Annotated in this window: 1 protein-coding gene; it reads right to left on the minus strand. The window is 59.4% G+C overall.

The annotated features are described in order from the left end of the window. On the minus strand, positions 1-618 hold a 618-nt coding region (locus QJ48_RS34680; RefSeq protein ID WP_157261872.1), incomplete at both ends, for a LacI family DNA-binding transcriptional regulator.

Below are 618 nucleotides of genomic sequence, written 5' to 3' on the forward strand. Positions count from 1 at the left end.
CCGCTTCCATCGATAGCGCGTCGTAGAATATCCACTCCGGCCGCAGCGGCTCCTGCACGGCGGCGAGCGCTTCGCGGACGGCGCGTTCCCGCGCCAGGCTCGTATTGCTGTTACGCCTGCCGATGCAGCAGGCGATGTGCCGGTGTCCCTGAGCCGTCAAATAGCGCAGCCCCGTTTCAAAGCTGCGGTAGTGGTCGATATAGGCGCAGGACAGCGGCTCGTCCCCTGCGTCCTCGCAAACGACGATCGGACCGTAAGCCAAAAAAGGCTTGATCACATCCCAATCATTCGTCCGCGACGTAATAATGACGCCATCGACCTGCTTCATTCTTAGCATTTCGAGCACTTTGAGTTCTTCCTCGGGGCGGTAGTTCGTCTGGCAGAGGACAACCCGGTACCCGCGCCGGTTCGCTTCGCTCAAGATGCCTTCTACCGGTGAGCTCAAGTACGGATTATCCACATAAGGGAGCACGACGGCGATCATCGACGTCTTGCCTTTGATCAAATGGACGGCATTCAAATTCTGCACATAGTCCAGCTTCCGCACCGCGTCCAGCACGGCAGCCCTTTTATCCTCGCTCACGTACGGGTGGCGGTTCAGCACGCGGGAGACCGTCG

Source organism: Paenibacillus sp. A3 (assembly GCF_001399685.1).
Taxonomy (GTDB): domain Bacteria; phylum Bacillota; class Bacilli; order Paenibacillales; family NBRC-103111; genus Paenibacillus_G.